Below are 24,828 nucleotides of genomic sequence, written 5' to 3'. Positions count from 1 at the left end.
CCGATTGTACCCACGTTTACGTGCGGTTTTGTACGTTCAAATTTTTCTTTAGACATTTAAAGTCCCTCTAAAAAACACGGTTATCGATGGTACAATAACACCACATTAACCTAATGTATTGTTTACGGTTTATCTTAAAAGGAAAGCTGAAGTTTAAGAATGGTGCTGATAGGCGGATTTGAACCGCCGACCTCACCCTTACCAAGGGTGCGCTCTACCAACTGAGCTATATCAGCGCTTTCTTGGAGCGGGCAGCGGGAATCGAACCCGCATCATTAGCTTGGAAGGCTAAGGTAATAGCCATTATACGATGCCCGCTGTTCTAAATTCGTCTGTCCCATAGGAATTCAATTAAAGAAATGGTGGAGGGAGAAGGATTCGAACCTTCGAAGGCTGAGCCAACAGATTTACAGTCTGCCCCCTTTGGCCGCTCGGGAACCCCTCCACGCTAGATTGAATCTTGGTTGTGAGATGGTGCCGACTATCGGAATCGAACTGATGACCTACTGATTACAAGTCAGTTGCTCTACCTACTGAGCTAAGTCGGCGTCACAAGCAAGTGACGCGTATTATAGGGAAATTTTTCCGTCTGACAAGTGTTTTTTGTAAAAAAATGGATTTTTTTCTCTATCCGCTCAATTAGCAAGCAAAAATACTCAATTTTGCTATAAATTTAAACAATTTAGCGAAATTTTTATGCCCAAATCTCTTTTTATAGGGTATATTCAGGGGCAATTTTTCGTATTTGCAATAAAAAATAATGACATTATCTAAACACACTACGCATTTTTCTGATAACCATAGTCCTTTTTTGACTTTTAATCGTCAACAATGGGCAGAATTGCGTAAATCTGTCCCATTACAACTCACAGAACAAGATTTAAAGCCATTACTTGGTTTTAATGAAGAACTCTCGTTAGATGAAGTCAGTACTATCTATTTACCACTTGCACGTTTAATTAATTACTATATAGAAGAAAATTTACGCCGTCAGGCAGTCTTAAACCGATTTTTAGGCGGTAACAAGGGGAAAGTTCCTTACATCATTAGTATTGCAGGTAGTGTTGCTGTTGGTAAAAGCACTTCTGCCCGAATTTTACAATCACTACTCAGTCACTGGCCTGAAACACGAAAAGTCGATTTAATCACAACAGATGGATTTCTTTATCCACTCAATATATTGCAAGAAAGAAATTTATTACAGAAAAAAGGGTTCCCCATTTCATATGACACCCCAAAGCTGATTAAATTTTTAGCGGATATTAAATCAGGTAAGCCAAATGTTAAAGCACCGATTTATTCTCATCTAACCTATGACATTATTCCCGATCAATTTAATGTGGTGAATCAGCCTGATATTCTGATTTTAGAAGGGTTAAACGTGTTACAAACCGGTAATAGTGCCCAAACTTTTGTATCTGATTTTGTGGATTTTTCTATTTATGTTGACGCAGATGAAGCATTATTACAAGAATGGTATATCCGCCGTTTCTTAAAATTTCGTCAAAGTGCATTTAACGATCCTAATTCTTATTTTAAACACTACGCCAACTTATCAGAACAAGAAGCCATTACAATAGCAACACAAATCTGGAATAGTATCAATGGGTTAAATTTAAAAGAAAACATTTTACCCACACGTGAACGGGCGAATCTTATTCTAACAAAAGGTGCAGACCATGCTGTACAATTAGTGAGGTTGAAAAAATAATTTCAAAAATAGACCGCACTTGTTTGTAAGCTATAATAGAAATGTGATATCAATATAGCATTCCTCAAAAAAAATTTAAGGACACAAATCTGATTTGTGTCCTTAGTCTCAATTTAGGCACGATTATCTATCAATGAACGTCATCATCCTCTTCATCATCAAAAAACTCACCATCCTCACCATATTCATCATCCGTTGAGTTAGGATCTTCAAAATAAGTTCCCCAGCCATCATAAATACCGCCATGTTTAAGCACTAAAGGCACTAATTCTTTTTGTTGGGCATCAATGATTTCAGGTTTTAATTCCACTTCCGCAACGATATCAAAACAAAAAAGCGGTTTGCCATGATCATCTTCTAACTCTTCTGCATCAGAGACTTCATAGCCGGCTTTGAATGCATCTACAGCAATTTTTTCTAATTTATCAAAATCATAATGAGCGACATGATGTTCAATAATATACAGCGCATTAGGATCGCTACCATCATTAAGCAAATCAGTAATGATTTCTCGCGTTTCGGCTTGAAATTGTTCTGGTGTTGGGTGAGTCATACTTTTGTCCTTATAAAAAAGAAATCTTCCTTTAAAGGGAAGATTTACTTGGGATTATTTTTTCAATAAATCGCGAATTTCTGCCAATAATTGTTCTTGCGTTGGTCCGGAGACTTTTTCAACCGGTTTTTTGAGTTTATTAATACCTTTTACCATCATAAAGATCGCAAAAGCAATAATAATGAAATCTAAAACATTTTGGATAAATAATCCGTAATTTAATGTAACTGCCGGCGTATTTCCTACTGCTTCGGCTAAGACAATTTTTAAATTTTTGAAATCTACACCGCCGGTTAAAATACCTAATACAGGCATAAAAATATCACCAACCAGTGAGCTGACGATTTTACCAAAAGCCCCACCGATGATCACACCGACTGCCATATCCACGACATTGCCACGTACGGCAAATTCACGGAATTCTTTTATAAAACTCATAAAAATACCCTTAATTTATTGAACGATATATGCCTATAAAAGCGGATGTATTATATTAATTTTCAATAAGTTGTCTAGATAAAAAATGCACTTGGCTGGAACAATTTCTCAATATCTGAAACCGCTTTTTTATCTGCAAGATAAATAATAACATGATCGTACTCTTCAAACACTACATCTTTTTTAGCAATAAGGACCTCATTATTTCGTAAAATTGCCCCAATAATCACCGTGTTAGGTAATTTTAATTCAGCCACCTTTCGCCCAATCACTTGAGATGTTGTAGCATCACCATGCAAAATAATTTCCAATGCTTCGGCGCTACCATGTCGTAATTGAGCAACATTTACAATATCTCCTTTGCGAATATGGCTGAGCAATTTAGATATAGTCGCTTGCTGAGGGGATATAGCAATATCAATAGCGCCGCCTTGAATTAAATTGATATATGCCATACGTTGAATTAATACTACTGCTTTTTCTGCCCCCATCCGTTTTGCAAGTAATGCAGACATAATATTGGCTTCGTCATCACTCGTGAGTGAAATAAAAACATCAACCTCATCCACATGCTCTTCAAATAAAAGCGACTGATCTGAGGCATCACCACAAAAGACTAAGGTTTTAGAGAGGTTTTCTGCTAAATAATCGGCACGTTTTGGGTTACGTTCAATTAATTTGAGTGAACATTGATTTTCTAAACGTGAAGCCACATTTAAAGCGATATTACCGCCGCCCATAATCATGATGCGGCGATAAGGACGTTCAAGCCGCTGTAATTCTGACATTATGGCTTTGATATGCACGGTCGCACAAATAAAGGTGACTTCATCCCCAGCCTCAATAATTGTTGAAGCCTGAGGGCGAATAAATTTGTCCTGACGCAAGATCGCCACAATACGACAATCAATATGTGGCATATGATCCCGTAGTGCAGAAATAGCATACCCCACCAATGGGCCACCGTAATAAGCTTTGCATACTGCAACACTAATTTTTTCATTGGCAAAATGAGCAATTTGCAACGCACCCGGGTAATCAATTAAGCGTGTGATTTCATCGGTCACCAAGGTTTCGGGTGAAATAATATGATCGATAGGTAACACTTCAGGTAAAAATAAACGATCTTTTTCACGCCAAAAATCACTATTACGAATACGCGCAATTTTAGTCGGCGTATTAAAAATCGTTGCACCAACTTGGCAAGCCACCATATTAACTTCATCCGATTGCGTTACAGCAACCATTAGATCGGCATCTTGTGCACCAGCCTCACGCAATACCACTGGAGAAGACGCTATACCGCGAACTACACGTAAATCGTGTTTATCTTGCAAGTTATCTAGACGAGCTTCGTTATTATCAACCAAGGTAATGTCATTATCTTCACTGACGAGATTTTCTGCCAAAGTGATACCAACTTGCCCGGCGCCAAGAATAATAATTTTCATAAAATTAACCTTTGAATATTTTCTGCCTATATTTTAACGGAAATATAGGGAAAAATCCGCAAACTGCGGTCAAATTTCATTGTGTTTTTGTTATACTTTACAACCATTTGAGATTTGAGAGTAATAATGTGGATTTACATAATATTCGGGAAGAATACGCACAACAAACCTTATCGGTGAAACAATGCGATGACAACCCTTTGAAACAATTTGAAAAATGGCTCACTGAAGCGATAGAAACAAAAGTGAACGAACCCACTGCCATGAACCTAGCAACAGTGAACGCAGAAGGTTTACCGAGTAGTCGCGTGGTACTACTGAAAGAATTAAATACCACAGGTTTTGTTTTCTTCACCAATTATCATAGTCAAAAGGGCAATGCACTCCGCGCACATCCCTTTGCTGCTCTCAATTTCTTTTGGCCCGAACTCGAACGCCAAGTGCGTGTCGAAGGGCGTGTTGAGTTGCTTGATGAACAAGCATCTGATGAATATTTTGCTAGCCGCCCTTATACCAGCCGCATTGGAGCGTGGGCAAGCGAGCAAAGTGCGGTGATTGAAAGCAAAAAAACCTTACTCACCAAAGCGGCAATAATTGCGGCAAAACATCCACTTAATGTGCCACGTCCACCGCATTGGGGCGGGTATGTGGTAATTCCAACCATGATTGAATTTTGGCAAGGCCGCCCAAGCCGTTTACACGACCGCATCCGCTATCGTTTGGAACATAATGAATGGATTAAAGAGCGTCTTTCGCCTTAAGGCCTGTTTATCTTTGAGGAAATAAAAATGGAATATAATAAATTACGTATTGAATGGGATTGTCGCCGTGGCATGTTGGAATTAGATAAAGTCATTATGCCTTTTTATCAACAACATTTTGATGCACTATCAGATGCCCAGAAGGCTACATTTATTCGCTTATTGGCTTGTACAGACTTGCAATTATTCTCATGGTTTTTTAACCGCACTTCAGCACCCGATGCTGACTTACAAGCTATGGTGGATTTTATTCAACAAACATTAAAACTAGACAAATAATTTTTTGAACTTTTATAAAATCCTTTGCTCTAATCTTACAATAATGCTGTGTAAGCTGAATGAGTAACAGGATAATTGGAGTTATATGGCTGAACAGCTGACAGATCAGGTTTTAGTAGAACGCGTTCAACAAGGGGATAAAAAAGCCTTTAATTTATTAGTTTCGCGTTATCAAAACAAAGTATCCGGGCTTTTAACTCGTTATGTACCACGTAACGATATTCCAGATGTTGTACAAGAGTCCTTTATCAAGGCTTATCGCTCAATTGAGTCTTTTCGTGGTGAAAGCGCGTTTTATACTTGGCTTTATCGCATTGCAGTTAATACGGCTAAAAATTATTTAACTGCCCAAGGTCGCCGCCCACCGAATGAAGATATTTTGGCGGAAGATGCGGAAAGTTATGATGTAGGCACCAATTTACGCGATGTGGATACGCCCGAAAATGAATTATTATCTTCAGAGCTTCGCAAAATTGTTTTTGAAACCATTGAGGGGATGCAAGAAGAATTAAAAACAGCCATTACATTGCGTGAACTTGAAGGTTTAAGTTACGAAGAAATTGCTGAAATTATGGATTGCCCTGTGGGAACTGTGCGGTCGAGAATTTTCCGTGCACGTGAAATTATTGAAAATAAAATTAACCCTTTAATTCAACGTTAAAATAATTAAATACTGGAGTATAAATATGCAAAAAGAATTACTTTCTGCGTATATTGATGGTGAACACGTCAGTAACGAATTCACCACAAATTTATGTCAAAACGCCGAACTTCAAGCAAGTTGGCATCGCTATCATGCTATCCGCTCAGTAATGCGTGAAGAAACTTCGGTATTTTTAGGCACAGATTTTACCGCAAAAATGGAAGCATTGATTGAAGCGGAGCCAACAATGGTTTCACAACCTACACCAGAAGAAGCAGAACAACTTCCATTTGTACAGAAATTAAAAGCGATGTTTGCACCATTAACCCAAATTGCTGTCGCCGCAGCAGTCTGTTTAGTCGCGGTTTTAGGGGTACAAACTTACAATGCTTATCAAGCAGATAAAGCCGCTGATTTACCGGTATTACAAACAACACCGATATTGCTACAAAGCGCGCAACAGCCTGTCAGTTATAATGCACCCATGAAAGATGTGACTTCACCGGAAAAATTAGAACAAAAAAATAAACGTATGGGAGCCATGTTGCAACATTATGAAATGCAACGTAAAGCCGAAGAAGCACAAAAATAATTTCGTCATTTTGGGGTCTGTTTATTTATAATAACCAGACCCTATTTTTAGCCACCACCGCTTATCGGTGGTGTGTTTTTGTAAAATTCCATGAGAAGAATATGTTAATTGAAAGTGCGGTCGTTATTGACTATAAATCAGGTATGGCAACCGTAAAATGTCAATCCAAAAATGCTTGTGGTAGCTGTGCCGCCAAGGCCGCATGTGGCTCATCGGTTCTTTCTGAGTTGACGGGAAATCATAATGAACATATTTTTACGGTACAAACCATTACCCCCGTTGCGATCGGACAACGCGTAGAAATTGGCTTGCCGGAACGCTCTTTGTTGCAATCTGTTTGGCTCGTTTATGTTTTACCTTTGCTTGCAATTTTATTGAGTACCTTTATCGGCCACCAACTATTTCAACATGAATTGCTCATTGCCGCCTTTATTTTCTGTTGTACCGCTATCGTTTTTCTCGCAGTTCGCCTTTATACAAAACAAATCCAAAAAAAATCGGCCTTTCAGCCGATTTTAATTCGTGTTTGTCATTAGGGTCTGTTTATCTTTCAATAAAAAGCTGCGTTGTCGCCTAAAAAAGCCATCGGCTAGGCGTAAAACGCAGTTAATAGCAGGACTATTTACAAGTTTTACAACAACGACGATGGCTTTTTTAGGCACAACCCGAAGGGGCGGGCTTCTTTTTTGCCCACTCTGTGTTAAAAAAACTTTGTTTAGAATGACTAAACGGCAGTTTTTTTGCCTTGATTGGGCAAAAAACAAGCTCCGCCGCTGCCTTTTATTGAAAGACAAACAGACCCTAGTAATAAGAATGCTCACCACGTTGGTGTTCAGTAACATCTCTTGCCCCATTGAGCTCGCCGGCAAACATTTCAAGCAACTGTTTTTCCACACCGTCTTTTAAGGTCACATCCACCATTGAACAACCATTACAGCCACCGCCAAATTGTAGAATCGCATAACCGTCTTCAGTGATTTCAACTAATGTAATACGACCGCCATGGCTGGCTAATTGTGGGTTAATTTGCGTTTGAATCACATAATCTACGCGTTCAATTAACGGCGCATCATCAGCCACTTTCCGCATTTTGGCGTTTGGCGCTTTTAAGGTCAGCTGCGTGCCTAATTCCTCGGTAACATAGTCAATTTCCGCCTCTTCTAAAAACGGCAAACTCACTTCATCCACAAAAGCCGAAAAACCGTTATATTTCATTTCGGTATCGCGATCTTCAACGGCATTAGCCGGACAATAAGAAACACCACATTCAGCATGAGGTGTACCTGGATTTACCACAAAAATACGAATATTGGTGCCATCTTCTTGGCTCTCTAATAACTTACGAAAATGCGCTTGTGCGGCATCTGAAATTTTAATTTGTTCCACGACTAAACCTCATTGTTCCTAAATAAGCTGAGTTTTGCGGTCAGATAATACGCTGATATGAGCGTTTATGCAAATTTTCAATAGTGATATAATCACAAAACTGAAATCTTTTTAACCGCACCTTAAGAAAAAATGGCAAAATCCAATTACATCACACGCCAAGGCTGGAACGCCTTAGACCAAGAATTGAAATATTTATGGAAAGAAGAACGCCCCAAAGTTACTCAAGCCGTATCTGATGCCGCGGCATTAGGGGATCGTAGCGAAAACGCGGAATATATTTACGGTAAACGCCGTTTACGCGAAATTGACCGTCGTGTGCGTTTTCTCATGAAACGATTGGAAGTTTTGCAAATTGTAGATTACCACTCTCGACAAGAAGGCAAAGTGTTTTTTGGTGCTTGGGTAGAATTAGAAACAGAAGAAGGGGAATTAAAACAATATCGTATTGTCGGCTGTGATGAATTTGACCCTGCCAAAAACTGGATTTCAGTAGATTCCCCCGTAGCGCGCGCGCTGATCGGTAAAAGCCTAGATGATGAAGTCCGTGTTGATACACCATCAGGGAAAGTCACTTTTTATGTGAATCGAATTTGGTATGAAAAATAAACGGCATTATGCAGCACTTGCACAAAGCCGAAATGTCTGTAACTGCACAAGACTTACGTTTCGACAGGTTCAACGACCGTCTTGTGCAACTGCCACTACAAACTATAAGGCAACGCTAACATTTCCAACGTAGTTTGGTTTTCGGCCAACCTAAATGCCTGATGTTCTTCAAGTTGATTACTCAATACAACCTGTAACCATAAAACACCCTCAACATTCACCGCACTTAAAATTGTGCCTGTTTTGCGCCAACCATTTTCTAACTGCATTTCAATTTCGCCAGCAATGTCTGGAACTATCTCGGTTTCAGCTTTAAAGGTCACCATCATACGCTTATTCGCACCACGATATTTGGCACGAGCAATTGTCTCTTGTCCAATGTAGCAGCCTTTTGAGAAAGAAATCGCTTGTTCAATAGCTTGTAAATTTAATGCCTGTGGAATAAATTCACCTTGGGCTTTATTGCTCAAAATCGGATAGCCTTGCTGAATATCAACAAGATCCCACAGAATAAAACTATCACTAAAATCCACCGCACTTTCAGGGTTAATCAGGATTTTTCGATTACCAAATTCAACGCAAACCTGTGCCGGAATATTGGTATTTTCGTCAATTGTGCCGACAATATTAGCTTCTACGGGCGAAAAGGTTACCTTTGAAAAAACCGCATATTTTTTTAACTGTTCCACAGCGGTCGGCAATAAATCAGCTCTGATGAAAAGATAAAATTGTTCTGCCGATAGACGAATCAAACGAAAAAGCCCGGTTATTTTCCCTTTAGGATCGCAATGTGCTGTCAAAGTTGAGGCACCGATTTCAAGTTTTGTCACATCTGCGGTGACTTGCCCTTGCAAATATTTTTCTGCATCGATACCGGCCACTTCAATCAGGCGATATTGGGTAAGATGAATCGCTGCCATAGATTACTCCAAGTTTTGAATTTGTTCGCGCATTTGCTCAATCAACACTTTTAGCTCGACAGCGGAAGCCGTCACCTCAGCGTTAATAGATTTTGATGCTAAGGTATTTGATTCGCGATTAAGTTCTTGCATCATAAAATCTAATTTGCGCCCCACGGCGCCGCCTTTTTTCAAAATGGATGTGGTTTCTTTCACATGCATTTGTAGGCGATCTAATTCTTCAGCCACATCTACACGTTGCGCCAATAGGATCATTTCCTGTTCTAAACGTGTCGGATCCGGGGAAATTTGCACCTCTTCAAAGCGTTGTAACAATCGATCACGTTGCCATTGTAAAATCTCCGGCATTTTTGACCGCACTTTATTGGCTTCCACCGAAATGGCATCCAAACGTTGCTGAATAATGGCTTGCAATTTCTCGCCTTCGCGCCCACGCATAGCAATGAACTCTTGTAGCAAGGTATCAAAGGCGGCTAACAAATCTTGGCTAATGACATCCAAATCTTGCTCCGGGGTTTCTACGACACCGGGATAACGCAAAACATCCGTTAAATTAATTTCCCCTTCGCCTGCTTGCGCTTTAATCCATTTTAGCGATTGAATCACTTGATTGGCTAGGTCTTGATTTAGATGTAACTCTGTCGCGGCAACTTTTTTGCTATCAATGCGCAAGCTACATTCAATTTTACCGCGCGTTAGATTTTGGCGCAGTTTTTCACGCAAGCTATTTTCTAACCCACGGAATTGTTCGGGTAAACGGAAAAAATTTTCTAAATAACGTTGGTTAACAGAACGAATTTCCCATACGGCATCGCCCCAATCTTTTTTGATTTCGTGGCGTGCAAAAGCGGTCATACTGTAAATCATATCTTTCTCCTGGATTTATATATCAATTTACCGCGGTTATTGTACTGGGAAATTTCACGGATGTCATTTTGCGTGTTAGAATAGCGCGATTTTTACAGAGAATAAGGAATTAACCATGCGCCCAAATGAACGAGCTAATCACCAACCCCGTCCCATTAAAATTACCCGAAATTACACCAAACATGCCGAAGGATCTGTCTTAGTAGAGTTTGGTGATACGAAAGTGCTTTGTACTGCCTCTGTGGATGAAACCGTTCCTCGCTTTTTAAAAGGGCAGGGGCAAGGTTGGGTCACGGCGGAATATGGTATGTTGCCACGTTCAACCCATAGCCGTATGCAACGTGAAGCAGCAAAAGGTAAACAAGGTGGGCGCACCATGGAAATTCAACGCTTAATCGCCCGTTCATTGCGTGCAATGGTGGACTTAGAAGCATTAGGTGAGCGTTCAATTACCTTAGACTGTGATGTTATTCAAGCAGATGGTGGTACACGTACCGCATCCATTACAGGTGCTTGTGTGGCATTAATTGATGCCATCAATGGTTTAATCGCAAATGGAACTTTAAAAACGAATCCAATCAAAGGATTAGTAGCGGCAATTTCTGTCGGAATTGTGGATGGAACACCTGTGTGTGATTTAGAATATGTAGAAGATAGTGCGGCAGAAACCGATATGAACGTGGTGATGATGGAAGACGGTCGTATGATTGAAGTACAAGGTACGGCGGAAGGCGAACCGTTTTCTCATGAAGAATTATTACAATTACTCGATTTAGCTAAACAAGGTTGCGAACAAATTTTTGTGGCACAACGTGCCGCATTAGCACATTAATCATCATAGGACAGAGCTATTTCTGTCCTTTTTTCTATTTGTTAAAAATAAAAGGATCATTGCAATATGCAAAACTACAAATCAGAATTTATCAAATTTGCTTTAAGTCGAAATGTATTACGCTTTGGGGAATTTACCTTAAAATCCGGTCGCATTAGCCCTTATTTTTTCAATGCCGGATTATTTAACACCGGGGCGGATTTAGCCCGTTTAGGCGAATTTTACGCCGCCGCAATTCAAGCCAGCGGTTTAACTTACGATGTTATTTTTGGCCCGGCTTACAAAGGCATTCCGATTGGAACAACGGTTTCGGTGGCGTTATTCAATCAATTTGGTTTAGACAAACCGGTATGCTTCAACCGTAAAGAAGCCAAAGATCATGGGGAAGGTGGCAATCTTATTGGTTCGCCATTACAAGGCAAGGTGTTATTGGTGGATGATGTGATTACCGCAGGAACGGCAATTCGTGAAGCGATGGATATTATTGCGGCAAACGGCGCTACATTAAGTGCGGTGGTTATTGCCTTAAATCGTAAAGAACGCGGCAAAGGCGATTTGTCTGCCATTCAAGAAGTAGAACGCGATTATCAATGTAACGTGTTATCTATTGTAGATTTAGATGACTTAATGCAATTCATTGAAAATGACAGTCAATACAGCCAATATCTTCCTGCCATGAAAGCCTATCGCGCAGAATTTGGTGTTTAAACATAGAAAAGGCTGAACCCGGTTCAGCCTTTCATTCTCTTTAAAGCACGCTATTCCCGCATTTTCCTGTCTGTTCAATTTCTAAAATGTTAGAAAGTGTCACATCGGAGATATTGTTTAACGCTTCTTCGGTCAAAAATGCTTGGTGTCCGGTAAAAAGCACATTATGGCAAGAAGATAAACGGCGGAAAACATCATCGGTAATCACATCGTTAGATTTATCTTCAAAGAACAGTTCGCGCTCATTTTCATACACATCCATACCTAAGGCACCGATTTTTTGGCGTTTCAATGCTTCAATGGCGGCTTGGCTGTCAATTAACGCACCACGGCTGGTGTTGATGATCATCACGCCATCACGCATTTTATTAAATGCGGTTTCGTTGAGTAAGTGATAGTTTTCTGGCGTGGCAGGACAATGAAGGCTGATTACATGCGAACGCGCGTAAAGTTCATCTAAGCTCACATATTGACCGCCTAATTCCTCCACTTGTGGATTTTTAAACGGGTCGTATGCCAATAATTCCATGCCAAAGCCTTTTAAAATACGCATCGTGGCGATACCGATTTTACCCGTTCCGATAATCCCAGCGGTTTTACCGTGCATATTAAAGCCGGTTAAACCTTCGAGCGAGAAATTGGCATCACGCGTACGTTGGTAGGCTTTATGAATACGGCGGTTAAGTGTGAGCATTAAACCTACGGCGTGTTCCGCTACCGCTTCAGGCGAATAAGCCGGCACACGAACGACATTTAACCCCAATTCTTTAGCGGCGTCTAAATCCACATTATTGAACCCGGCGCAACGTAAAGCGATAGTTTTTACGCCAATTTTTGCCAGTTTTTCTAAGACCGCTCGGCTACCGTCATCATTAACAAAAATACAGACCGCCTCGGCACCTTCTGCCATTTTGACGGTTTTTTCACTTAATAAGAAATCGAAGAATTCGAGTTCGAAACCAAATTTTTGGTTCGCGATTTCAAGGTGTTTGCGGTCGTAGTTTTTCGTGCTATAGACAGCGACTTTCATAGTACAGCTCCATTTCCTAGTAAAATAATAAGGCATATTGTACGCCTTTAAGCTAAAAAATATAGCAGACTTTAGCTATCGCATTGATAATAATAACAATAAGATGTGTTAGCAAAAGCACAAAAAAACAACCGCACTTTATCAGATAAATAAAGTGCGGTTAAATTTTACTGGGTTTTAGTGATTATTGATTTTCACCATAATAAGCTTTACGCATGATTTCTTCCATATCTTCAACCATTGCCAAACGTGGGTTCGCTGGCGTACATTGGTCTTCAAATGAAAGTAATGCTACTTCGTGAAGTGCGCCGATGAATTCTTTTTCATCCAAACCTTGTTCACGGAAACTCATTTTCACACCGCAGCGTACGGCTAAATCATGGAATGCTTTTGCAAATGATTCAACGCCTTCCTCCGGTGTTGATGCCGGTAAGCCAAGAGCACGAGCAATATCTTGATAACGTTTATCTGCTACATAGCTATTATATTTCGGCCATGTTGCCAATTTTGTTGGGCGAGTACCGTTATAACGAATAACATGTGGCATAAGAATCGCATTCGCACGACCGTGTACCACATGGAATTTACCACCAATTTTGTGCGCCATTGAGTGACAAATGCCCAAGAATGCATTCGCGAATGCCATACCTGCCATGGTTGAGGCGTTATGCATTTTTTCGCGTGATTCCGGTGTTGCTTTTTTCACCGATTCTTCAAGGTTTTCAAACACTAATTTAATCGCTTGTAATGCAAGACCATCGGTAAAGTCGTTCGCTAATACAGACACATAAGCTTCTGTAGCGTGTGTTAATACGTCTAAACCTGTATCTGCTGCAATGTGGCTTGGCACAGACATTACCAAGGCAGGATCCACAATCGCGATTGTTGGCGTTAATGAGTAGTCTGCCAATGGATATTTTTTATCGCCATCGGTAATAACCGCAAATGGTGTTACTTCAGAACCTGTACCGGATGTAGTTGGAATACCGATAAATTTCGCTTTACGACCTAATTGTGGGAATTTGAACGCACGTTTGCGGATATCCATGAATTTTTGTACCAAGTCACGGAAATCCACTTCAGGTTGTTCGTAGAATAACCACATTACTTTTGCCGCATCCATTGGTGAACCGCCACCTAACGCAATAATCGTATCAGGTTGGAAACTACGCATTAATGCCGTACCACGTTGAACAGTTTGAATGCTTGGGTTTGGCTCAACATCCGCAAATAATTGGTAAGTAATACCTTGGTGATTTAAACGCAATTGTTCTGCGATTTTTTCCACAAAACCTAAATCTACCATAGAACGGTCAGTCACGATCATCACGCGATTAACACCTTTCATGGTTTGTAAATATTGAATTGAATCGCGTTCAAAGTAGATTTTTGAAGGCACTTTAAACCATTGCATATTATTTCTCCGTCTTCCCAAGCGTTTGATATTGATTAAGTTCAAGGCACTTACGTTGTTGCCCACGGAGTTTTTACCGTATGAACCACAACCTAATGTTAACGATGGTAAGAAAGAGTTATACACATCACCGATACCGCCGAAAGTAGAAGGCGAGTTCCAAATCACACGAATGGCTTTCACACGTTCACCAAATGAACGCGCTAATTCCGCGTCTTTGGTATGAATTGCCGCAGAGTGACCTAAACCGTGGAATTCCACCATGGCTTCAGCCATATCTAAACCTTGTTCACGAGAATGCGATTTTAATAAGGCAAGTACCGGGGAAAGTTTTTCACGAGTTAACGGCTCTTTTTCACCCACTTCTTCACATTCTGCCACTAGAATATTGGTTTTAGCAGGGACAGTAAAGCCGGCTTGTTCTGCGATCCAAGCCGCCGGTTTACCTACCACATTGGCATTTAATTTTGCACCTGCACAGTTTTTACTGTTCGCTTTGACACCAAACATAAATTCTTCAAGCAAGGCTTTCTCTTTTTTGTTCACGAAATACACACCATAAGATTTAATTTCGTTTACAAATTCATCATAGATTTCTTCATCCACAATCGCCGCTTGTTCTGACGCACACACCATACCGTTATCGAATGATTTCGACATCACAATATCATGTACAGCTTGTTTTACATTGGCAGATTTTTCCACGTAAGCCGGCACGTTACCCGCCCCAACGCCTAATGCAGGTTTACCGCAAGAATAAGCGGCTTCCACCATCGCGTTACCACCTGTTGCCAAAATAGTCGCAATACCCGGGTGTTTCATTAATGCAGAAGTCCCTTCCATTGATGGTGTTTCGATCCATTGGATACAATTTTCAGGCGCACCGGCTGCAATCGCGGCATCACGAACAATTTGCGCGGCATGTGCAGAAGATTTTTGTGCCGAAGGATGGAAAGCGAAAACAATTGGGTTACGTGTTTTTAACGCAATTAATGATTTAAAAATCGCGGTTGAAGTTGGGTTAGTGGTTGGTGTTACCCCACAAATCACCCCTACAGGATCCGCAATTTCAGTAATACCGGTAACATCATCATGACTGATTACCCCTGCAGTTTTTAAGTGGCGCATATTATTCACCACATATTCACAGGCAAAAAGATTTTTAGTGGCTTTATCTTCAAACACACCACGACCTGTTTCTTCCACTGCGTGTAACGCCAATGTACCATGCTGATCCAAAGCCGCTACAGATGCTTTTGCCACAATATAATCCACTTGCTCTTGATTAAGCTGGCGGAATTGTTCTAAAGCAACCAAGCCCTTTTCAACCAGTGCATTCACTTCTGCCTGAGCCGGACTTACCGCGTTGTTTACTTCATTACTCATAATGAATCTCCTAAAGTTGTTAAAAATTGAAAAATTTAGCTGTGAGCAATTATACGCCTTTAGGGTTATACCAAAAGCAAAATCTAACTGAATAAAACTAAAGTGTGATCTAGATCATAAAATCTGATTAATGACAGAAAAACATCGCTGAAACCTTTCGCTAAATCGATTGCAATTTTGTTTTTCTAACGCAAAATTTTTCTTTATTTCGGTGCCAAAATCCGCCATACTAGCGCCCTTTTTTACACCCTTATCAATTTCATTTTAAAAGGAAAATTTATGTCAGCAGTAAAAGACGGTTTGGCAAATCCGGCTCCACTGGGTTTATGTGGCTTTGCATTAACTACGTGGTTATTAAGTTTAATTAACAACGGCACCTACACAGGCGAAAACGTAGGTTTAGTACTTGCAATGGGAATCGCATTTGGCGGTACCGCACAAATGATCGCGGGCATGTTTGAATACAAAAAAGGGAATACCTTTGGCTTCACCGCGTTCACGAGCTACGGTGCATTCTGGTGGTCATTTGTTTTACTTAAAGTATTCTTCGCCGAAGGCGTCACAGCCCCATTCGTAGGTTGGTATTTAGTAGCTTGGGGCACATTCACGTTAATGATGTTCTTCGGCACATTGGCGAAAGCACGTGCGTTACAAGCGATTTTCTTAAGCTTAACCATCACGTTCTATTTGTTAGCCGCAGGTGACTTCGCAGGCGATCATTCAATCACCCATATCGGTGGTAATTTCGGTTTATTAACGGCATTATTAGCTTTCTACTTAGCAGCCGCGGATATTATCAACGAAAGCTTCGGACGCACCATTTTACCAATCGGTGAACCAAAATAAGAACGCATTTCCTATAACAAAAAAGCGCGGTGAGAAAACCACTTGTTTTTCCACCGCACTTTTTTTACCAAGACTACCGTCATCACGGCACATTTAACCAAAAGGTCACCGGCCCGTCATTGACTAACGAAACCTGCATATCTGCCGCAAAACGTCCAGTCGAAACACCAATTTTTTCACCGCACTTTTGCACAAAATATTCATAAAGCGCATTGGCAAGTTCTGGTGCAGCCCCCTTAGAAAAGCTCGGGCGCAAGCCTTTTTGCGTATCCGCTGCCAGCGTAAATTGAGAAACAATTAATAATTCACCACCGGCTTGTTGTACGTTCAAATTCATTTTGTCATTTTCATCACTAAAAACGCGATAATTCAGCACTTTCTCTACCAATTTATCTGCTTTTTCCCGCGTATCCTCTTTTTCAACGCCAAGTAAAACTAACAATCCTTTATCAATTTTGCCTACCCGTTCCCCATGTACATCCACATGAGCCTGCGACACCCGTTGAATTAATGCGATCATTCTTGATGCTCCTTAACTTGTTGTAAATCCAATTTGCCTTGTTTGAACAGGCGCATATCATCCAATACCGCGGTCAGTTGCGCCCCCAATAAAATAAAGAGCCAACTTAATTGCAACCACAATAACATTAATGGCAAGGTTGCCATCGCGCCATAAATCACTTGATAAGACGGAAAGGTTAAAATATACCAAGCAAAGGCTTTTTTGCCGAGCGTAAAGAAAGTTGCCGCAATTAAAGCGCCGCAAGCCGCATACCCTATATTCACCTTTTGATTAGGCACAACGGTATAAATAAAGGTAAAGCCCAACCAAGTGAGTAAAAAAGGAACAAAACTCAACAACTTCACCCCAAAAGGCAGTGCCAATTCATGATTGAATACGCTGATTTTTGCCACATAACTACTCACCGCGAAACTTGCCCCCATTAAAATAGGACCAAGGGTTAAAATTGCCCAATAAATGGTAAATGAAAAAATCTTACTGCGTGCCGGCGCCTTCCAAATGGCGTTTAATGTAGTATCAATGGAATGAATAAGCAAAAGTGCCACAGCGATTAAACTCACAATCCCAACCGCGCTCATTTGCTTTGAGTTATACACAAATTCATCAATATATTGCCCCACCACATCACTTGCCGAAGGTGCAAAGTTAGTAAAAATAAATTCTTTCAGCATCCCCGTCACTTCGTTAAACATAGGAAAAGCCGTAAAAATCGAAAAGACCACCATCACCAAAGGAACAATAGCAAGCATGGTGCTATAGGTCAGCGACCCCGCGGCTTGGGTCAGTTTATTTTGATTAAACCGCCACCAAAATACTTGGCTAAAACGCCAAAGTGCGGTTAAATGTGGATGTGTTTTGTTGTTCATAAGCCTTCCTACAAAAATCCCCCGCAACAATGTTTAAATTTTTTTCCTGAACCACATAAACAAGGTTGTTTTTGCGTGGGTAAATCTACGGTGGGATCCACAAAATACCAACGTGCGTTGATTTTCACAAAAAGTGATGTTTCATGATGCACCTGTTCGCCATTTTCGGTGGCAAAAAAGGCGTTAAATTCTACGGTACTGTGGATTTTAGACACCGATGGAACGTGTGAGACAATTTCTAACCCTGTCCATGTTGTGGTTTCTGCCCAATCGAGCAATGCCTTTTTATCGAGTAATGCCTGTTGGCTTGGCGCAGTGGTTGCCAAGATATAATCAATATTTTTCATGACATAAGCACAATAACGAGAACGCATCAATTGTTCCGCTGTTTGTGGTATGGCATGGTTTTGATGAAAGGGTTCACAGCAATCAGCGTAATGATGTCCTGATTGGCAAGGGCAAAGTGCGGTCATAAATTCTCCTTTTTTCTGTGTCTAGGATAGCATAGAATACACTCAAAGCGATGCACTATCACCATGACATGACGGTGTTAGTGATTAAAACCTTTTTATTTTTGACCGCACTTACAAGAACATTTTATGAGTATTTATGAAATTGCACGCAATACAAATGGGGACGTATTTGGGATTAACAAAAAAATGGCTAACCGCCATGGTTTAATCGCCGGTGCAACAGGCACAGGGAAAACCGTGACCTTGCGAAAATTAGCCGAAGCCTTTAGTGATGACGGCGTACCGGTTTTTTTAGTGGACGTGAAAGGCGATTTATCAGGATTAAGCCAAAAAGGGGCACTACAAGGTAAAATCGCTGAACGCGTAGAACAATTTGGTTTAGGTGGCGAAGCCTATTTGAGTGGATACCCTGTGTCATTTTGGGATGTATTTGGCGAAACAGGGATTCCATTGCGTACCACCATTTCAGAAATGGGGCCGATGTTACTGTCTCGTTTATTAAATTTAAACGATACCCAAGAAGGACTATTGAATATCTTATTCCGCGTGGCAGATGATAAAGGCTTGTTGCTGATTGATCTGAAAGATTTGCGCGCGATGTTGAAATTCTTAGCAGACAACGCCAAAACATTCCAACTGCAATACGGCAATATTTCTGCTGCCAGCGTTGGTGCCATTCAACGAGCCTTGCTAGCCCTTGAAAATCAAGGCACAGATAAATTATTTGGCGAGCCTGCCTTAAACTTAGAAGATTGGATGCAAACGCGCGATGGTCGTGGCGTGATCAATATCTTGAATTCAGAGAAATTGATCAATTCACCGAAGATGTACGGTGCCTTTTTATTGTGGTTAATGGCGGAATTATTTGAGCAGTTACCCGAAGTGGGCGACCCTGAAAAACCTAAATTTGTGATGTTCTTCGATGAAGCGCATTTATTATTTGATGGCGCGCCGGCGGTATTAGTGGATAAAGTGGAACAAGTTGTGCGCTTAATTCGTTCAAAAGGGGTTGGGATTTATTTTGTGACGCAAAATCCATTGGATTTGCCTGAAACGGTGTTAGGGCAATTGGGTAACCGCGTACAACACGCCTTACGGGCATTTACACCGCGCGATCAGAAAGCCGTCAAAACCGCGGCAGAAACCTTCCGTGCGAATAAGGGGATCGATGTCGTTGAAGCGATTACTACTCTTGGGGTCGGTGAGGCGTTAGTGTCTTTCTTAGATGCAAAAGGCATGCCAACGCCGGTAGAAATGGCGACCATTTTCCCACCGAAAAGCCAACTTACCCCATTAACGGCGGAGCAACGCCAAGCTTGGGTTAAAGAAGATGATTTGTTCCCCTATTACAACGAATATGTGGATAATCAGTCGGCATTTGAAGTGTTACAAGAACAAGCCAATCTTGAGGCTGTAGCTCAACAACAGGCACAACAAGCTCAAGATGAAGAAAAAAATGGCATTGTAGGTAGTTTAAGCCGTATGTTGTTTGGCACCAAAAAACGTGGTGAGAAATTAACGGTCACAGAAGAAATCGTTAGTGGTGTAGTGAAATCCGTAGGTCGCAGTATGCGTAGCCAAATTACAAAACAAATTATGCGTGGGCTGTTAGGGGCGTTGAAAAAATAAAACCAGCTCAAAATAAACCGCACTTTAAAGTGTGGCAGATTGCTAACAAAGTTCATATTTGAGCAATAACCTAGCACGAGCCGTGCTAGGTTCATTAATCCCAGCCCCGCTGGGGCTGAATAAAAGAGCCGCAGAGCGGCTCAGATTAAGTAGCCCTATACGGCTCGTATAGGGTATGTCATCCCTATGACCGCACTACTCCAGTGCGGTTTGCTTTTAGAGACCTTTTATTTTTTCTTCGTTGGACGTTGCCAGCCTTGAATATGGCGTTGTGGTACGCGGGTAATCACCAATTCATTTTCCGCCACATTTTTGGTAATGGTTGAACCTGCGCCAATGGTTGCGCCTTTTTCAATGGTCACTGGTGCCACTAATTGGCTGTCTGACCCTACAAACACATCATCCCCAATAATGGTTTTGAATTTATTGGCACCGTCATAGTTGCACGTAATCACCCCGGCACCTACATTGACATTCGCGCCCACTTCGGCATCGCCGATATAGGTCAAATGCCCGACTTTTGAGCCTTCACCGATCACTGCTTTTTTGATTTCTACAAAGTTACCCACGTGCGCTTTTGCGGCAAGTTCTGCACCCGGACGTAAGCGTGCAAATGGCCCAACATCCGCAGATTCACCAATAATGCTGTCTTCTAATACGCTATAAGGTTTGACTTCTACGTTATCATGCAACGTCACATTTTTCAGTATCGCACCTGCACCAATTTTGACATTATTGCCCAATATCACTTTACCTTCGATAATCACATTAATATCGATTTCACAATCTTTTCCGTGAACCAATTCACCACGTAAATCAAAACGCTCAGGGTCTGCCAAACTTACACCGGCCAATAACAAAGTTTTCGCTTGTTTGCGTTGGTAATAACGTTCAAGGGCATTCAGTTGTAAGCGGTTGTTTGCCCCTTCCACTTCCATAATATCCTCCGCCGTCACCGCTGCCACTTGGAAACCGTCTTGATTGGCTAAACCGATCACATCGGTCATATAGTATTCGCCTTGCGCATTGTTATTATCCAAACGCGCTAACCATTTTTTAAAGCTCGCGCCGTCTGATACCATAACGCCCGTATTCACTTCCGTGATTTTCAACTGTTCAGGGTTCGCATCTTTTTGCTCCACAATCGCCACCACCGAACCATTTTCACGAATAATGCGACCATAACCTGTTGGGTTTTCCAAGTTAACCGTTAGCAACGCAATGCCATTTTCAGGTTTTGCCGCAATTAATTTTTCCAAGGTTTCTTTGGTAATTAATGGTGCATCGCCGTAAAGCATGACAATATTTTCATCATCTTTAAAGAACGGCGCCGCTTGTTGCATCGCGTGACCTGTTCCCAACTGTTCTGCTTGGAATACCCAATTCACAGGCTCATCCGCTAAACGTGCTTTCAATAAATCTGCACCATGACCATAAATTAAGTGAATTTGATCCGCACTTAATTGTTTTGCGGTATCAATCACATGTTTCACCATCGGCTTACCTGCCACTTTGTGCAACACTTTCGGCAAGTCCGAATACATACGCGTGCCTTTACCGGCCGCTAAAATTACAACACTCAGTTTGTTCATAAAAAAATCCTTTGAAAGAAAAGTGCGGTCTATTTTACACGAGTTTTAAATTTGATACTTCATTTTATCGCCAATATCAAAATGCAACGGCATACGACATTTTTGAACAAACAACACCACCAGCAACAGTGCGCAAATTATGCTCATTATTTGCCGTAGCAACACCATATCCGCCACAAAGCTAATCCAAAGTAACGCCACAAAAATCGGCATAAAATTTAAGGTTGGCACTCGAAAACAAAAATATTCTTTAAAGCACAAACCGCCTAGCGTCAGCAATGCGCCACCAAGGGCAAGTTCAGGTAAACCAAACAAATGACACAACAAAGCAATCCAGGTCGCGAATTGAAGCAGTAAACGAAAAGGTTTGAGATAAATATGCAAAGAAGACGCGCACATTGTCGCTGCGACTAATAAAATCAAATAGCCTTGTTGAGAAGGAGCAAATAAACATCCCATTCCCACCGCGGCCACCATGAAGCCCAAACGATAAATCACTACGGTGAGTTTATCTAAAAAATCCATGGGGGATTGAATATGTGGATCTGCCATAATCTATCCTCTTCTCTTACGCTATTTCTATCTTGGTACACCACGCAACAATGGCACCGCTTCATACGGCGCGCGATTAGTTGGTGCGCTTAAATCACTAAACAACAAAATAAAGGGTTTCGGTGGCACAATTTTTTCGTTACGCCACAAACTCCCCATACTAACCAACTGAATATTCTCAGGCAAATGCGCCAGTCCGGCTTGCAACACGGCAACCGTATTTTTACGGGGATGACCAATGACAATTGCCACACCGTGCTTTTGTGCATACTGTAACGCCAGTTGAAATTGACGTTGAACATCTACCAGGGCATCGCTATCATCTAAAAAAATATGTCGCTCTAAGGATGGTACCCCTTGCTCTTTGGCAATTTTACCTGCCACACTTTTACCGATAGTTCGGCTATCTAAAAAGAACAAATGATAACGGTGCAATTCTTGCATCAAAGCCGTCATCAATGGTATATCCGCCGTTGCCGCACTGCCCATGTGATTATTCATACCAATGGCATTTTTTACAATAGACTTAGCAGACTTAACCCGTTGCGCCACCTCTTGCGGAGACATGCCCACAGACAACCCTCCTTCTTCAATTTTAATATTGCTCACAGGTTGCATCGGCATATGAATGAGAATATCACGCCCCTGCGCTACCGCTTGTTGATTGCGTTGTTGTGCATAGGGTGCTGAAGGAATAATCGCTACAGCAATTTCCTTCGGCATCCCATAAATCGCCGCATCTTCTTTAGGGTGATAGCCAATATCATCAATCACAATCGCTAATTTAGCGGTCTGTGCTTGAACCATAAACGAAAAAAGTGCGGTGAAAAAAATCAGTAAATTTTTGACCGCACATGGTTGATTCACTCGTTTCATTAACGTAACCAATTCATTGGGTTAACCGCATTACCTTGGCGGCGAATTTCAAAATAAAGCGCTGAACGTCCCTGACCACCACTGTTTCCCACCTCCGCAATTTTCTGCCCGGCACTTACCAACGAACCTGAACGTACAAATACCGCTTGGTTATAACCATAAAGTGACATGTCACCCTTGCCATGATCCACTACCACCACTTGGCCATAACCACTCAACCAACTCGCCAAAATCACACGACCACCGGCAATGGCTTTTACCGCTGAACCTGCCGGAGCTGCAATAACAATACCTTTCCATTTCACTTCACCCACTTGGGTTGAACCATAGCTATTTAAAATTGAGCCATTCACAGGACGCGGATATTTACCTGACAACCCACTTCCTGATCGAATAAGTTGCTGTTCCTGTTCTGTCGGTTGATAGGTTTTATTGGTTCGCTTTTCTTCCGCTTGTTTTTTCCGTGCCAACTGTTCACGCTCACGTTTTTCTTGCTGTTCAGCTGCTTGCGCTGCACGAGCAATTTCATTACGCAAGGCATTTTCATTTTCTTTCAGCGTATTGAGCTTATTCTGATCTCGCTCAAGGGTTTTATTCAGCTGATTTAAAGTGTTTTGACGCTCATTTTGAGCTTTTTGTAACGCTTGGCGCTGCTTCTTATGTTCAGAAAGTTGCGTTTGTTGCGCTTTATGCTGATTGGCTAATTCAGCTTTTTCTATTTCTAATTGCGCACGAGTTGTCTTTAAATCTTCCAATAAATTCAAACGAGCCTGATTCATATGCTTAGCATAAACCATCATGCGATCATTTTTATGCGCTTCATCAGAAAGTAAATGTTCGACCACAGAATTCGGATTACCCGAGCGATAAATTGCTTCTAACTGTTTGGCTAACTTCGCTTTCTGTCGTTTTTCTTGCTGCTCTAAACGCTGAATTTGCTTATTAGTTTCAGCAATAATTCTCTTCGTTTCTTTTAAACTTGTTTCCGTTTCACGCAAATTACCTACTACATCATTGATTTTGTTTTCTTGCTTTTTCAATGTAGATTGTAGTTTATTTTGCTCACGTTTTTGTTCCGCAATTTTTTGCTCTTGCTGCTTAATCTGTTGTTGAATTTTGTTCAACTCCGTTGCATGTGCAGAAAAAAATATCATTCCACCACAACAAAGCAGGGTGAATTTTATTGCTATTTTGCACATTTTCGGCAACCACATAGAAAGCCATCCTTAGAATAAACAACGAAAATTAGGGTTAAATATAGCATATTTTTGCGCAAGATCAGGAAACATTCGCTTTTTGCTTTCAAAGCCCCCTATTTTTTGCTATAAAGTGCGGTGAATTTTGAATTCATTTTATCAACATAGGAGTATTCCAATGCAATTAGTCTTTATCCGTCACGGTTTCAGTGAATGGAACGCAAAAAACTTATTCACAGGTTGGCGTGATGTTAACTTAACAGAGCGTGGTATTGAAGAAGCAAAATCTGCCGGTCAAAAATTAAAAGAAGCGGGTTTTGAATTTGACATCGCTTTCACATCTGTTTTAACACGTGCAATCAAAACTTGTAACATCGTGTTAGAAGAATCTAACCAATTATGGATTCCACAAGTGAAAAACTGGCGTTTAAACGAGCGTCACTATGGTGCATTACAAGGCTTAGACAAAAAAGCAACGGCTGAGCAATATGGTGATGAACAAGTTCACATCTGGCGCCGTTCTTACGACATTTCACCACCGGATTTAGATCCACAAGATCCATTCTCAGCACACAACGACCGCCGTTATGCTCACTTACCGGCAGACGTTGTACCAAATGCAGAAAACTTAAAAATTACTTTAGAACGTGTTTTACCTTTCTGGGAAGATCAAATCGCACCGGCATTATTATCAG

Annotated in this window: 27 protein-coding genes and 4 tRNA genes; 12 read left to right on the top strand and 19 right to left on the bottom strand. The window is 41.1% G+C overall.

Annotated elements, in window-relative coordinates; translation table 11 throughout:
• Nucleotides 1-160: 160 nt before the first annotated feature.
• The 4 genes from Q0O89_RS07530 to Q0O89_RS07515 all read right to left on the bottom strand — a co-directional run bounded on the left by Q0O89_RS07530 (nucleotide 161) and on the right by Q0O89_RS07515 (nucleotide 548).
• Nucleotides 161-236, bottom strand: a tRNA-Thr gene (locus tag Q0O89_RS07530).
• 7 nt (nucleotides 237-243) lie between these two features.
• Nucleotides 244-318: transfer RNA gene (locus Q0O89_RS07525), tRNA-Gly, on the bottom strand.
• A gap of 42 nt (nucleotides 319-360) precedes the next feature.
• Nucleotides 361-445, bottom strand: a tRNA-Tyr gene (locus Q0O89_RS07520).
• A gap of 27 nt (nucleotides 446-472) precedes the next feature.
• A tRNA-Thr gene (locus tag Q0O89_RS07515) sits at nucleotides 473-548 on the bottom strand.
• A gap of 212 nt (nucleotides 549-760) precedes the next feature.
• On the opposite strand from Q0O89_RS07515, the gene coaA reads away from it, so the two are divergent.
• Nucleotides 761-1,711, top strand: coding sequence for a type I pantothenate kinase (coaA, locus tag Q0O89_RS07510; RefSeq protein WP_293731093.1), 951 nt, complete (start codon nucleotides 761-763; stop codon nucleotides 1,709-1,711).
• A 130-nt stretch (nucleotides 1,712-1,841) separates the two neighbouring features.
• Here coaA and rraB read toward each other — a convergent pair whose 3' ends face one another.
• The 3 genes from rraB to trkA form a co-directional block, all read right to left on the bottom strand.
• On the bottom strand, nucleotides 1,842-2,264 hold the full coding sequence (gene rraB / locus Q0O89_RS07505; RefSeq protein WP_293731092.1) for a ribonuclease E inhibitor RraB: 423 nt from the start codon (nucleotides 2,262-2,264) through the stop codon (nucleotides 1,842-1,844).
• A 54-nt stretch (nucleotides 2,265-2,318) separates the two neighbouring features.
• Nucleotides 2,319-2,702, bottom strand: a complete 384-nt coding sequence (gene mscL, locus Q0O89_RS07500) for a large-conductance mechanosensitive channel protein MscL (protein WP_293731091.1) — start codon at nucleotides 2,700-2,702, stop codon at nucleotides 2,319-2,321.
• 74 nt (nucleotides 2,703-2,776) lie between these two features.
• Nucleotides 2,777-4,153 carry a Trk system potassium transporter TrkA gene (gene trkA / locus Q0O89_RS07495; protein ID WP_273403577.1) on the bottom strand — a complete coding sequence of 459 codons (1,377 nt, stop codon included), beginning with the start codon at nucleotides 4,151-4,153 and terminating at the stop codon, nucleotides 2,777-2,779.
• Nucleotides 4,154-4,281: 128 nt separating this feature from the next.
• Between trkA and pdxH the strand changes: the two genes are divergently transcribed.
• The 5 genes from pdxH to Q0O89_RS07470 all read left to right on the top strand — a co-directional run bounded on the left by pdxH (nucleotide 4,282) and on the right by Q0O89_RS07470 (nucleotide 6,964).
• Entirely contained in the window at nucleotides 4,282-4,914 is a 633-nt protein-coding gene (gene pdxH / locus Q0O89_RS07490; RefSeq protein ID WP_293731090.1) for a pyridoxamine 5'-phosphate oxidase, read from the top strand.
• A 27-nt stretch (nucleotides 4,915-4,941) separates the two neighbouring features.
• Entirely contained in the window at nucleotides 4,942-5,193 is a 252-nt protein-coding gene (locus tag Q0O89_RS07485; RefSeq protein ID WP_293731089.1) for a succinate dehydrogenase assembly factor 2, read from the top strand.
• Between the two features lie 85 nt (nucleotides 5,194-5,278).
• Nucleotides 5,279-5,854: an RNA polymerase sigma factor RpoE gene (gene rpoE / locus Q0O89_RS07480; protein WP_293731088.1), complete on the top strand. Its 576-nt coding sequence runs from the start codon at nucleotides 5,279-5,281 to the stop codon at nucleotides 5,852-5,854.
• 25 nt (nucleotides 5,855-5,879) lie between these two features.
• Entirely contained in the window at nucleotides 5,880-6,428 is a 549-nt protein-coding gene (locus tag Q0O89_RS07475; protein WP_293731087.1) for a sigma-E factor negative regulatory protein, read from the top strand.
• Between the two features lie 101 nt (nucleotides 6,429-6,529).
• The gene (locus Q0O89_RS07470; protein WP_293731086.1) at nucleotides 6,530-6,964 is read left to right on the top strand and encodes a SoxR reducing system RseC family protein; all 435 of its coding nucleotides are present in this window, start codon (nucleotides 6,530-6,532) and stop codon (nucleotides 6,962-6,964) included.
• A gap of 265 nt (nucleotides 6,965-7,229) precedes the next feature.
• Here Q0O89_RS07470 and nfuA read toward each other — a convergent pair whose 3' ends face one another.
• The gene (gene nfuA / locus Q0O89_RS07465; RefSeq protein WP_293731085.1) at nucleotides 7,230-7,814 is read right to left on the bottom strand and encodes a Fe-S biogenesis protein NfuA; all 585 of its coding nucleotides are present in this window, start codon (nucleotides 7,812-7,814) and stop codon (nucleotides 7,230-7,232) included.
• Between the two features lie 132 nt (nucleotides 7,815-7,946).
• On the opposite strand from nfuA, the gene greB reads away from it, so the two are divergent.
• On the top strand, nucleotides 7,947-8,423 hold the full coding sequence (gene greB / locus Q0O89_RS07460; RefSeq protein WP_293731084.1) for a transcription elongation factor GreB: 477 nt from the start codon (nucleotides 7,947-7,949) through the stop codon (nucleotides 8,421-8,423).
• 95 nt (nucleotides 8,424-8,518) lie between these two features.
• Here greB and Q0O89_RS07455 read toward each other — a convergent pair whose 3' ends face one another.
• Both Q0O89_RS07455 and Q0O89_RS07450 read right to left on the bottom strand, forming a co-directional pair.
• Nucleotides 8,519-9,343: a folate-binding protein YgfZ gene (locus Q0O89_RS07455; RefSeq protein WP_293731083.1), complete on the bottom strand. Its 825-nt coding sequence runs from the start codon at nucleotides 9,341-9,343 to the stop codon at nucleotides 8,519-8,521.
• A 3-nt stretch (nucleotides 9,344-9,346) separates the two neighbouring features.
• The gene (locus Q0O89_RS07450; protein ID WP_293731082.1) at nucleotides 9,347-10,210 is read right to left on the bottom strand and encodes a YicC/YloC family endoribonuclease; all 864 of its coding nucleotides are present in this window, start codon (nucleotides 10,208-10,210) and stop codon (nucleotides 9,347-9,349) included.
• A 115-nt stretch (nucleotides 10,211-10,325) separates the two neighbouring features.
• On the opposite strand from Q0O89_RS07450, the gene rph reads away from it, so the two are divergent.
• On the top strand, nucleotides 10,326-11,042 hold the full coding sequence (rph, locus tag Q0O89_RS07445) for a ribonuclease PH (protein WP_293731081.1): 717 nt from the start codon (nucleotides 10,326-10,328) through the stop codon (nucleotides 11,040-11,042).
• Nucleotides 11,043-11,108: 66 nt separating this feature from the next.
• The gene (gene pyrE / locus Q0O89_RS07440) at nucleotides 11,109-11,750 is read left to right on the top strand and encodes an orotate phosphoribosyltransferase (protein ID WP_135710880.1); all 642 of its coding nucleotides are present in this window, start codon (nucleotides 11,109-11,111) and stop codon (nucleotides 11,748-11,750) included.
• A 40-nt stretch (nucleotides 11,751-11,790) separates the two neighbouring features.
• Here pyrE and Q0O89_RS07435 read toward each other — a convergent pair whose 3' ends face one another.
• Together Q0O89_RS07435 and adhE are read right to left on the bottom strand one after the other, a co-directional pair.
• Entirely contained in the window at nucleotides 11,791-12,780 is a 990-nt protein-coding gene (locus tag Q0O89_RS07435) for a 2-hydroxyacid dehydrogenase (RefSeq protein WP_293731080.1), read from the bottom strand.
• Nucleotides 12,781-12,964: 184 nt separating this feature from the next.
• Complete coding sequence (gene adhE / locus Q0O89_RS07430) at nucleotides 12,965-15,580, bottom strand: bifunctional acetaldehyde-CoA/alcohol dehydrogenase (RefSeq protein ID WP_293731078.1); 2,616 nt, start codon at nucleotides 15,578-15,580, stop codon at nucleotides 12,965-12,967.
• 279 nt (nucleotides 15,581-15,859) lie between these two features.
• On the opposite strand from adhE, the gene Q0O89_RS07425 reads away from it, so the two are divergent.
• A complete protein-coding gene (locus Q0O89_RS07425) occupies nucleotides 15,860-16,426 on the top strand; it encodes an acetate uptake transporter (RefSeq protein ID WP_293731076.1) in 567 nt (188 codons plus the stop codon).
• Nucleotides 16,427-16,508: 82 nt separating this feature from the next.
• Here the strand turns inward: Q0O89_RS07425 and dtd are convergent, their stop codons facing one another.
• From dtd to Q0O89_RS07410, 3 genes are read right to left on the bottom strand one after another with little or no spacing between them, the layout of a single operon-like run.
• The gene (gene dtd, locus Q0O89_RS07420) at nucleotides 16,509-16,946 is read right to left on the bottom strand and encodes a D-aminoacyl-tRNA deacylase (RefSeq protein ID WP_293731075.1); all 438 of its coding nucleotides are present in this window, start codon (nucleotides 16,944-16,946) and stop codon (nucleotides 16,509-16,511) included.
• Nucleotides 16,943-17,815, bottom strand: a complete 873-nt coding sequence (locus Q0O89_RS07415) for a virulence factor BrkB family protein (RefSeq protein WP_293731074.1) — start codon at nucleotides 17,813-17,815, stop codon at nucleotides 16,943-16,945. The genes dtd and Q0O89_RS07415 overlap by 4 nt, the downstream gene beginning before the upstream one ends.
• Nucleotides 17,816-17,823: 8 nt before the next feature.
• A complete protein-coding gene (locus tag Q0O89_RS07410; protein ID WP_135710871.1) occupies nucleotides 17,824-18,288 on the bottom strand; it encodes a YchJ family protein in 465 nt (154 codons plus the stop codon).
• 126 nt (nucleotides 18,289-18,414) lie between these two features.
• Here Q0O89_RS07410 and Q0O89_RS07405 point away from each other — a divergent pair, with 126 nt between their 5' ends.
• Nucleotides 18,415-19,917, top strand: coding sequence for a helicase HerA-like C-terminal domain-containing protein (locus Q0O89_RS07405; RefSeq protein ID WP_293731072.1), 1,503 nt, complete (start codon nucleotides 18,415-18,417; stop codon nucleotides 19,915-19,917).
• A 227-nt stretch (nucleotides 19,918-20,144) separates the two neighbouring features.
• Here Q0O89_RS07405 and glmU read toward each other — a convergent pair whose 3' ends face one another.
• The 4 genes from glmU to envC are packed head-to-tail and all read right to left on the bottom strand — an operon-like array spanning nucleotide 20,145 to nucleotide 24,136.
• Entirely contained in the window at nucleotides 20,145-21,509 is a 1,365-nt protein-coding gene (gene glmU / locus Q0O89_RS07400) for a bifunctional UDP-N-acetylglucosamine diphosphorylase/glucosamine-1-phosphate N-acetyltransferase GlmU (protein ID WP_293731071.1), read from the bottom strand.
• Nucleotides 21,510-21,554: 45 nt separating this feature from the next.
• Nucleotides 21,555-22,061, bottom strand: a complete 507-nt coding sequence (locus Q0O89_RS07395) for a DUF2301 domain-containing membrane protein (protein WP_293731069.1) — start codon at nucleotides 22,059-22,061, stop codon at nucleotides 21,555-21,557.
• Nucleotides 22,062-22,088: 27 nt separating this feature from the next.
• The gene (locus Q0O89_RS07390) at nucleotides 22,089-22,937 is read right to left on the bottom strand and encodes a divergent polysaccharide deacetylase family protein (RefSeq protein WP_293731067.1); all 849 of its coding nucleotides are present in this window, start codon (nucleotides 22,935-22,937) and stop codon (nucleotides 22,089-22,091) included.
• Nucleotides 22,937-24,136 carry a murein hydrolase activator EnvC gene (gene envC / locus Q0O89_RS07385; protein ID WP_293731094.1) on the bottom strand — a complete coding sequence of 400 codons (1,200 nt, stop codon included), beginning with the start codon at nucleotides 24,134-24,136 and terminating at the stop codon, nucleotides 22,937-22,939. The genes Q0O89_RS07390 and envC overlap by 1 nt, the downstream gene beginning before the upstream one ends.
• A gap of 175 nt (nucleotides 24,137-24,311) precedes the next feature.
• On the opposite strand from envC, the gene Q0O89_RS07380 reads away from it, so the two are divergent.
• On the top strand, nucleotides 24,312-24,828 hold a 517-nt coding region (locus Q0O89_RS07380; protein ID WP_293731066.1), incomplete at its 3' end, for a 2,3-bisphosphoglycerate-dependent phosphoglycerate mutase.

Source organism: uncultured Actinobacillus sp. (assembly GCF_945915845.1).
In the GTDB taxonomy this organism is placed as follows: domain Bacteria; phylum Pseudomonadota; class Gammaproteobacteria; order Enterobacterales; family Pasteurellaceae; genus Exercitatus.
This window is presented reverse-complemented; position numbering and strand designations above follow the sequence as displayed.

Excerpts from the sequence above, each read along its gene's own strand:
- coaA (WP_293731093.1), top strand. The coding sequence starts at position 761 with ATGACATTATCTAAACACACTACGCATTTTTCTGATAACCATAGTCCT.
- rraB (WP_293731092.1), bottom strand. The coding sequence starts at position 2,264 with ATGACTCACCCAACACCAGAACAATTTCAAGCCGAAACGCGAGAAATC.
- mscL (WP_293731091.1), bottom strand. The coding sequence starts at position 2,702 with ATGAGTTTTATAAAAGAATTCCGTGAATTTGCCGTACGTGGCAATGTC.
- trkA (WP_273403577.1), bottom strand. The coding sequence starts at position 4,153 with ATGAAAATTATTATTCTTGGCGCCGGGCAAGTTGGTATCACTTTGGCA.
- Q0O89_RS07485 (WP_293731089.1), top strand. The coding sequence starts at position 4,942 with ATGGAATATAATAAATTACGTATTGAATGGGATTGTCGCCGTGGCATG.
- rpoE (WP_293731088.1), top strand. The coding sequence starts at position 5,279 with ATGGCTGAACAGCTGACAGATCAGGTTTTAGTAGAACGCGTTCAACAA.
- Q0O89_RS07475 (WP_293731087.1), top strand. The coding sequence starts at position 5,880 with ATGCAAAAAGAATTACTTTCTGCGTATATTGATGGTGAACACGTCAGT.
- Q0O89_RS07470 (WP_293731086.1), top strand. The coding sequence starts at position 6,530 with ATGTTAATTGAAAGTGCGGTCGTTATTGACTATAAATCAGGTATGGCA.
- greB (WP_293731084.1), top strand. The coding sequence starts at position 7,947 with ATGGCAAAATCCAATTACATCACACGCCAAGGCTGGAACGCCTTAGAC.
- Q0O89_RS07455 (WP_293731083.1), bottom strand. The coding sequence starts at position 9,343 with ATGGCAGCGATTCATCTTACCCAATATCGCCTGATTGAAGTGGCCGGT.
- Q0O89_RS07450 (WP_293731082.1), bottom strand. The coding sequence starts at position 10,210 with ATGATTTACAGTATGACCGCTTTTGCACGCCACGAAATCAAAAAAGAT.
- rph (WP_293731081.1), top strand. The coding sequence starts at position 10,326 with ATGCGCCCAAATGAACGAGCTAATCACCAACCCCGTCCCATTAAAATT.
- pyrE (WP_135710880.1), top strand. The coding sequence starts at position 11,109 with ATGCAAAACTACAAATCAGAATTTATCAAATTTGCTTTAAGTCGAAAT.
- Q0O89_RS07435 (WP_293731080.1), bottom strand. The coding sequence starts at position 12,780 with ATGAAAGTCGCTGTCTATAGCACGAAAAACTACGACCGCAAACACCTT.
- adhE (WP_293731078.1), bottom strand. The coding sequence starts at position 15,580 with ATGAGTAATGAAGTAAACAACGCGGTAAGTCCGGCTCAGGCAGAAGTG.
- Q0O89_RS07425 (WP_293731076.1), top strand. The coding sequence starts at position 15,860 with ATGTCAGCAGTAAAAGACGGTTTGGCAAATCCGGCTCCACTGGGTTTA.
- dtd (WP_293731075.1), bottom strand. The coding sequence starts at position 16,946 with ATGATCGCATTAATTCAACGGGTGTCGCAGGCTCATGTGGATGTACAT.
- Q0O89_RS07415 (WP_293731074.1), bottom strand. The coding sequence starts at position 17,815 with ATGAACAACAAAACACATCCACATTTAACCGCACTTTGGCGTTTTAGC.
- Q0O89_RS07410 (WP_135710871.1), bottom strand. The coding sequence starts at position 18,288 with ATGACCGCACTTTGCCCTTGCCAATCAGGACATCATTACGCTGATTGC.
- Q0O89_RS07405 (WP_293731072.1), top strand. The coding sequence starts at position 18,415 with ATGAGTATTTATGAAATTGCACGCAATACAAATGGGGACGTATTTGGG.
- glmU (WP_293731071.1), bottom strand. The coding sequence starts at position 21,509 with ATGAACAAACTGAGTGTTGTAATTTTAGCGGCCGGTAAAGGCACGCGT.
- Q0O89_RS07395 (WP_293731069.1), bottom strand. The coding sequence starts at position 22,061 with ATGGCAGATCCACATATTCAATCCCCCATGGATTTTTTAGATAAACTC.
- Q0O89_RS07390 (WP_293731067.1), bottom strand. The coding sequence starts at position 22,937 with ATGAAACGAGTGAATCAACCATGTGCGGTCAAAAATTTACTGATTTTT.
- envC (WP_293731094.1), bottom strand. The coding sequence starts at position 24,136 with ATGTGCAAAATAGCAATAAAATTCACCCTGCTTTGTTGTGGTGGAATG.